The 7,887-nt window shown below is 73.4% G+C and carries 6 protein-coding genes; 5 read left to right on the plus strand and 1 reads right to left on the minus strand.

Going from position 1 to position 7,887, the window contains the following annotated elements; translation table 11 throughout:
* Positions 1–159 precede the first annotated feature (159 nt).
* The 4 genes from AB0P24_RS14415 to AB0P24_RS14430 all read left to right on the plus strand — a co-directional run bounded on the left by AB0P24_RS14415 (position 160) and on the right by AB0P24_RS14430 (position 5,493).
* Entirely contained in the window at positions 160–1,647 is a 1,488-nt protein-coding gene (locus AB0P24_RS14415; RefSeq protein WP_365793698.1) for an FAD-dependent oxidoreductase, read from the plus strand.
* Positions 1,648–1,778: 131 nt separating this feature from the next.
* A complete protein-coding gene (locus AB0P24_RS14420; RefSeq protein WP_365793700.1) occupies positions 1,779–4,016 on the plus strand; it encodes an acetate--CoA ligase family protein in 2,238 nt (745 codons plus the stop codon).
* Entirely contained in the window at positions 4,016–4,810 is a 795-nt protein-coding gene (locus tag AB0P24_RS14425; RefSeq protein ID WP_365793702.1) for an enoyl-CoA hydratase-related protein, read from the plus strand. Before AB0P24_RS14420 ends, AB0P24_RS14425 begins: the two co-directional genes overlap by 1 nt.
* 83 nt (positions 4,811–4,893) lie before the next feature.
* The gene (locus tag AB0P24_RS14430; RefSeq protein WP_365793704.1) at positions 4,894–5,493 is read left to right on the plus strand and encodes a flavin reductase family protein; all 600 of its coding nucleotides are present in this window, start codon (positions 4,894–4,896) and stop codon (positions 5,491–5,493) included.
* A gap of 167 nt (positions 5,494–5,660) precedes the next feature.
* Here AB0P24_RS14430 and AB0P24_RS14435 read toward each other — a convergent pair whose 3' ends face one another.
* Positions 5,661–6,998 carry an MFS transporter gene (locus AB0P24_RS14435; RefSeq protein ID WP_365793706.1) on the minus strand — a complete coding sequence of 446 codons (1,338 nt, stop codon included), beginning with the start codon at positions 6,996–6,998 and terminating at the stop codon, positions 5,661–5,663.
* A gap of 71 nt (positions 6,999–7,069) precedes the next feature.
* Between AB0P24_RS14435 and AB0P24_RS14440 the strand changes: the two genes are divergently transcribed.
* Positions 7,070–7,887, plus strand: an 818-nt coding sequence (locus tag AB0P24_RS14440) for a DJ-1/PfpI family protein (protein WP_365793708.1), incomplete at its 3' end; no start/stop codon positions are given.

Raw genomic sequence — 7,887 nt, forward strand, 5'->3', positions numbered from 1 at the left:
GGCCTCAATCTCCTTGCACAGCACTCCCGTTGGCCATGTGACGCAGGCGACGGGAGCGGTTTGTTACCGGCGGTAGCATCCTGCGCGCGTCCGGGACCAGAATGTGAGCCCTGCTCAACTTTCCGGCTCCACCCCTCTCGCTCAGCACGGAGGACGCACGTGGCTCGTGAAAGACAGCTCTCCCGCCGTTCCCTGCTCGGCGGCGCCGCCGCCGGGGCCGCGGGTCTGACCGCGGTCTCCGCCGGCACCGCCTCGGCCGCCGCCTCCCGGACCGTCGACGTCGCGATCGTCGGCGGCGGCATCGCCGGCCTCACCGCGGCCCGTGACCTGGTGGCGGGCGGCAAGACCGTGGCCGTCCTGGAGGCCCGGGACCGGGTCGGCGGCCGGGTGGTGAACCTGAAGCTGGCCAACGGCGGTTTCACCGAGGGCGGCGGCGAGTTCATCGGCCCCACCCAGAACCGCATCAAGGCCCTCGCCGACTCCCTGGGCGTCGCCACCTTCACCACCTACAACACGGGCGACAACCTCCTCTACAAGGACGGCAAGCGCACCCCGTACGACACCAGCGGCCTGCTCGGCTCGGTGCCGCCGGTGGACGCGGCCGGGCTCGCCAACGCGGCGATCGTGCAGTCCGAACTGGACAGCATGGCCGCGCGGGTCCCGGTGGACGCGCCCTGGACGGCCGCCAAGGCCGCCGAGTGGGACAAGCAGACCTTCGAGAGCTGGCTGAACGCCAACGCGGTCGTGCCCTCCGCCAAGTTCCTGCTGGACCTGGCCTGCACGTCGATCTTCTCGGCCCAGCCCCGCGAGCTCTCCCTGCTCTACGTCCTCTACTACATCGCCGCCGCCGGTGACGAGTCCAACCCCGGCACTCTGGAACGCCTCACCGACACCGCGAACGGCGCCCAGGAGTCCCGTTTCGTCGGAGGCTCCCAGCAGGTCCCGATCAAGCTCGCGGCGACCCTCGGCGACCGGGTGGTGCTGAGCGCGCCGGTCCGGTCGATCGCCAGGTCCGGGAGCGCGTACGTCGTCACGGCCGACGGCATCACGGTCAACGCCACCCGGGTCGTGGTCGCCCTGCCGCCCCCGCTGGCCGCCCGGATCAGCTACGACCCGCTGCTGCCGGCCGCCCGCGACCAGCTCACCCAGCGGATGCCGATGGGCTCGATCGGCAAGGCCATCGCCGTCTACGACACCCCGTTCTGGCGGGCCGACGGCCTCAACGGCCAGGCCGTCAGCGACTCCGGCACGGTCCGCTCGACCTTCGACAACTCCCCGCCGGACGGCTCCTACGGCGCGCTGATGGGCTTCATCGAGGCCGACGAGATGCGGGCGTACGACGCGGCGAGCGAGGCCGACGTCAAGGCCGCCGTGCTGGCCGACTACGCCAACTACTTCGGGGAGAAGGCCGAATCCCCCACCTCCTTCGTGCTACAGCGCTGGGACAATGAGGGCTTCTCGCGGGGCGGTCCGGTGGCCTACGCGCCGCCCGGCGTGCTGACCGAGTACGGGGCCGCGCTGCGCGAGCCGGCGGGCGGGATCCACTGGGCCGGGACGGAGACCTCGACGTTCTGGACCGGGTTCATGGACGGGGCGGTGCGCTCGGGCGAGCGGGTGGCGAAGGAGGTGCTGGCCGCCCTCGGATGAGCCGACGGGGCGCTTCCGGCCGCAACTTTCTGTCGCAACTTTGCGTGCAGACCAGTTCCTGACGCAGTGTCAGTTCAGTAATCTGACACTGCGTCAGTTTATTGTGCTGTCACACAGGAGCGGGCGGAACGATGCTTGGATCAACCCACGGCACCCTCACCACCGACTCCCGCCGGGCCCGGGTCATCGCCTGCGGTGAGCAGCGTCCCGGTCCCGCCGTCCACGGCCGCGCGGCCGACACGGACGACGCGGACGCGCTGGACGTCAGCGGACGGCCGCTGCACGCGGACGTACCGGATCTGGACAGGTTCTTCCGCCCCGAGTCCGTCGCCGTGATCGGCGCCTCGGACGCCGAGGGGCGGCCCAACACCGGCATCACCCGGCAACTGCTCGACTGGGCGGGGCGGGTCGGGGCCCGGGTGCACCCGGTGCATCCGACCCGGCCATCGGTCTTCGGCCTCGCCTGCGTCCCCTCCGTCGCCGACCTGCCCGAGCAGGTCGACCTCGCCGTGCTCCTGGTCGCCGACCCCCTGCCGGTGATCGAGGAACTGGCCGAGGCCAAGGTGAGGTTCGCGGTCGCCTTCGCCTCCGGGTTCGCGGAGACCGGCGAGGAGGGCGCGGCCGCCCAGACCCGCCTCGCGGCGGCCGTACGGCGCTCCGGGCTCCGGCTGCTCGGCCCGAACACCAACCTCAACGCCTTCGAGCGCTTCCGCGACGACCTGGAGGGTCCCGCGATCGCCCTCATCACCCAGTCCGGCCACCAGGGCCGGCCGGTCTTCGCCGCGCAGGAGCTGGGCATCCGCCTCTCGCACTGGGCGCCGACCGGCAACGAGGCCGACCTGGAGACCGCGGACTTCATCTCCTACTTCGCCGAGCGCCCCGAGGTCGGCGCCATCGCCTGCTACGTCGAGGGCCTCAAGGACGGCCGCGCCTTCCTGCTCGCCGCCGACCGCGCGGCCCGCCGCCGGGTGCCCGTGGTCGCCGTGAAGGTCGGCCGCACCGAGGCCGGCGCCCGCACCGCCGCCTCCCACACCGGCAAGCTGACCGGCGCGGACGACGTGGTGGACGCGGCGCTGCGCCAGTACGGTGTGATCCGCGTCGACGGCCTCGACGAACTCCAGGACACTGCCGCCCTGCTGGCCAGGGCGCGGGCGCCGCGCGCCGACGGGGTGGTCGTCTACTCCATCTCGGGCGGCACCGGCGCGCACGTCGCCGACCTCGCCTCCGGCCTCGGGCTGAAGCTGCCGGTGCTGTCGCCGGAGCGGCAGGCCGAGCTGCACCAGTGGATACCGGAGTACCTGAGCGTGGCCAACCCGGTCGACAACGGCGGGCACCCGGTGGGCGACTGGCGCGGCCGTAAGATCATCGACTCGATCCTCGCCGACCCGGAGGTCGGGGTGCTGATCTGCCCGATCACCGGCCCCTTCCCGCCGCTCAGCGACAAGCTGGTCCAGGACCTGGTCGACGCGGCCGAGGCGACCGACAAGCTGGTGTGCGTGGTGTGGGGCTCGCCGGTCGGCACCGAGGCCGCCTACCGCGACGTACTGCTCGGCTCCTCCCGGGTGGCCACCTTCCGCACCGTCGGCAACTGTCTCACCGCCGTCCGCGCCTACCTGGACCACCACCGCTTCGTGAGCGACTACCGCTCCCCCTTCGACGAGGCCCCGCGCACCCCTTCGCCCTCCTTCCGCAAGGCGCTCGCGCTGATGCGGCCCAGGCAGCAGCTGAGCGAGCACGCGGCGAAGCAGCTGCTGCGCGCGTACGGCATCCGGGTGCCGCGCGAGCAGCTGGTGACCAGCGCGGCGGCGGCCGTGCGCGCGGCCGGGCTGGTCGGCTACCCGGTGGTGATGAAGGCGTCCGGCGGCCAGATCGCCCACAAGACGGAGCTGGGCCTGGTGAAGATCGGCCTGACCTCGGCCAGCCAGGTCCGGGACGCGTACCGCGACCTGACCGACATCGCCCGCTACGAGGGGGTCGCCCTGGACGGCGTACTGGTCTGCCAGATGGTGGAGCGGGGCGTGGAGATGGTCGTGGGCGTCAGCCACGACGACCTGTTCGGGCCGACCGTGACCGTGGGGCTCGGCGGGGTGCTGGTCGAGGTCCTGCACGACGCCGCCGTACGCGTGCCGCCGTTCGGCGAGGACCAGGCCCGGGACATGCTCGCGGAGCTGCGCGGGCGGCCCCTGCTGGACGGGGTGCGGGGCCGGCCGCCGGCCGACCTCGACGCGCTCGTCGAGGTGATCCTCCGCGTCCAGCGCATGGCCCTGGAACTGGGCGACCAGCTCGCCGAGCTCGACATCAACCCGCTGATGGTGCTGGAGCAGGGCCAGGGCGCGGTGGCGCTGGACGCGCTGGCGGTGTGCCGCTGATGGACACCGTCCGGTACGTGACCGCGGAGCGGGTCGCCCACCTCACCCTCAACCGCCCCGACGCCCTCAACGCCCTCACCCCCGACCAGCGCGACCACATCATCCACCTCCTCGCCGAGGCCTCCGCGGACCCCGGGATCGGAGCGGTGGTCATCACCGGGACGGGCCGCGGCTTCTGCACGGGCGCCGACCTCCGCGGCAGCGGTGCCTCCGGCGCCTCCGCCGAGCGCGTTCCCGGTGACGTGGCCCGGACCATCCGGCTCGGTGCCCAGCGTCTCGTCGCCGCCGTCCTCGACTGCGAGAAGCCGGTGATCGCGGCCGTCAACGGCACCGCCGCCGGCCTCGGCGTCCACCTCGCGCTCGCCTGCGACCTGGTCCTGGCCGCCGAATCGGCCCGTTTCATCGAGGTGTTCGTGCGGCGCGGCCTGGTCCCCGACGGCGGCGGCGCCTATCTCCTGCCCCGTCTGATCGGCCCGCACCGCGCCAAGGAGCTGATGTTCTTCGGCGACGCCCTCTCCGCACCGGAGGCCGAGCGCCTGGGCCTGGTCAACCGGGTCGTCCCGGACGAGGAGCTGCCGAAGACGGCCCGCGAGTGGGCGGTCCGCCTGGCCACCGGCCCGACCCGCGCCCTCGCGCTGACGAAGCAGTTGGTCAACGCGTCCCTGGACACCGACCGGGCGTCCGCCTTCGCCGCCGAGGCCGCCGCCCAGGAGATCAACATGACGACCCGGGACGCCCAGGAGGGCGTACGGGCCTTCGTGGAGCGCAGAACCCCTGATTTCCAGGGCCGATGAGACCGGTTCCAGGGCCCGGTGACGGCGATATCCGGGCCGCGTCCCTTCCTATCTGACGATCCGTCATCTTCAATGGAGGGGTGATGGGACATGCAGGGGCGGCCGCGGCCGCCGTCCGTTATCTGAGGTCGGTCCCCGGGGCGGGGCCCGTGGAGGCGCTGCCGCGCCCGGAGTTGCGGTGCGTGGGCGCTGACGAGCGGGCGCCGGTCGACCAGGCGGAGTTCCGGCGCGTGCTCGGGAACTTCGCGACCGGGGTGACCGTGATCACCGCGCCGGCGGCCGAGGACGAGCCCTCCCCCGCCGGTTTCGCCTGCCAGTCCTTCTCCTCCCTCTCCCTCGACCCGCCGCTGGTCTGCTTCATGGTCGGCCGCACCTCCGCCACCTGGCCGCGCATCGCCCGCGCCGGCGTCTTCTGCGTCAACGTCCTCGGCGCGGGCCAGGGCGAGCTGTGCCGCGCCTTCGCGGTGAGCGGCGCGGACAAGTTCACCGGCGTCCCGTACGACGCGGCCCCGGTCTCCGGCTCCCCCCGGCTGGCCGGTGCCGCCGCCTGGATCGACTGCACGGTCCACGCGGTCCACACCGGCGGCGACCACCTGATCGTGGTCGGCCGGGTGACCGCCCTGGGCACGGGCGAGGACCCGGACCGGGCGCCGCTGCTGTTCCACAGAGGCCGGTTCCTGTAGCCGGTCAGGCACCCTTGGGCGGACCGCTTCCCCTGCGCCTCCGCCGCCGGCAGGCCGCTCCGGGCCGCCCCGCCGTGCTCAGGACCACGGCCCTTGCAAGCGCACTCCTGGGGTCGTTCCCGGGCGGGCCCTCCCGCATCGCGGCCCGGCCGTGCCGGGACACACACCTAGGCCGGCAGGGCCCCGCCCGCGACCGCCGGGTCGCCCGCCAGGGCCACCGGCCGCCGCCGGATCAGCAGGGCCATCAGGGCGGCCGCCGCGCACAGGGTGCCGGAGGCGTACCAGACCATGTCGTACGAGCCGAAGGCGTCGCGGGCGACGCCGCCGAGCCAGGCGACGAGGGCCGCGCCGATCTGGTGGGAGGCGAGGACCCAGCCGAAGACGATGGCGCTGTCGTCGCCGTACCGCTCCCGGCACAGGGCCAGGGTGGGCGGGACGGTGGCGACCCAGTCGAGGCCGTAGAAGATGATGAAGAAGATCATCGAGGGGCGGACGGTCGGCCCCAGCAGCATCGGCAGGAACAGCAGGGAGATGCCGCGCAGGGCGTAGTAGACGGCGAGCAGGCGGCGCGGTTCGAAGCGGTCGGTGAACCAGCCGGAGGCGATGGTGCCGACGACGTCGAACACGCCGACGACCGCGAGCAGCGAGGCCGCCGCCGTGACGGGGAGGCCGTGGTCGTGGGCCGCGGGCACGAAGTGGGTCTGCACCAGGCCGTTGGTGGACGCCCCGCAGATCGCGAAGGTGCCGGCGAGCAGCCAGAAGGGCCCGGTGCGGACCGCGGAGAACAGCACCCTGAGCGCGCGGCGGGCGGCCCCGGTGACCGGCGCCGGCTTCGGCACGAACTCGGTGGCGCCGTACGGCCGCTGGCCCACGTCGGCCGGGTGGTCGCGCAGCAGCAGCCAGACGAAGGGGACCACCGCGAGGGCGGCGAGGGCGACGGTGACGGCAGCCGGACGCCAGTCGTACGTCTCGACCATCCAGGACAGCAGCGGCAGGAAGATCAGCTGGCCCGAGGCGGAGGCGGCGGTGAGGATGCCGCTGACCAGGCCGCGCCGTGTGGTGAACCAGCGGTTGGTGACCGTGGCCGCGAAGGCCAGAGCCATCGAGCCGGAGCCGAGGCCGACCAGCAGGCCCCAGCAGAGCATCAGCTGCCAGGCCGCCGTCATCCACACGGTCAGGCCCGAGCCGGCCGCGATCACGGTCAGGGCGACGGCCACCACGCGCCGTATGCCGAAGCGGTCCATCAGCGCGGCCGCGAAGGGCGCGGTGAGCCCGTACAGCGCCAGGTTGACGGAGACGGCCGCGCCGACCGTGCCGCGCGACCAGCCGAACTCCTGGTTGAGCGGGTCGATGAGCAGGCCGGGCAGGGAGCGGAAGGCGGCCGCGCCGATGATCGTGACGAAGGTGACGGCGGCGACGAACCAGGCGCGGTGGACGCGCGGTGAGCGGGTCGGCTTCGGGTCCTCGGCGGGGGCGGCGGCTGCGGCTTCGCTTGTCTGGGTCACGCCGTACAGCGTGGGTCAGCGGCCTCGCTCCATCGAGTGGCCCGAAGGACAGCCTTCGCTAGGATCGGGCCATGAGCAGTGAATCCGGCTTCCGTCCGCACCGCGTCGTCGTCCTCGCCCTCGACGGCCTGCTCCCCTTCGAGCTGGGCATCCCGCACCGCATCTTCGGCCGCCCCAAGGACGCCCGGGGCCGGCACCTGTACGAGGTCGTGACCTGCTCGGTCCGGCCGCCGGGCCCGGTCGAGACCGACGCCGACTTCGCGATCCACGTGCCGAACGGCCCGGAGACGCTGGCCACCGCCGACACGGTCGTCATCCCGGCGTCGTACGAGCTGGGCCCGGTCTTCGAGGAGGGCGTCCTCACCCCCGAGCTGGCCGCCGCCCTCGCCCGCATCCGCCCCGGCACCCGGCTCGCCTCCATCTGCACGGGCGTCTACGTGCTCGCCGCCGCCGGCTACCTGGACGGCCGTCCCGCGACCACGCACTGGGCCGAGGCGGACCACCTGAAGCGGCTGTTCCCGCGGATCGAGGTGGACGCGGACGTCCTCTTCATCGACGACGGCGACATCCTCACCTCCGCCGGGGTGGCCGCCGGCATCGACCTGTGCCTGCACATGGTCCGCCGCGACCACGGCACGGCCGTCGCCAACGACGTGGCCCGCCGTACCGTCGTCCCCCCGCACCGCGACGGCGGCCAGGCCCAGTACATCCACCGCCCGGTCCCCGACCCGCAGGTCGCCACCACCACCGCGGCCCGCACCTGGGCCCTCGGCCGCCTCCACGAGCCCCTCCAACTGCGCGACATGGCCGAGCAGGAGGCCATGTCGGTACGGACCTTCACCCGCCGCTTCCGCGAGGAGACCGGCATCAGCCCCGGCCAGTGGCTCAC

Source organism: Streptomyces sp. NPDC086519 (genome assembly GCF_040686075.1).
Classification (GTDB): domain Bacteria; phylum Actinomycetota; class Actinomycetes; order Streptomycetales; family Streptomycetaceae; genus Streptomyces; species Streptomyces shenzhenensis.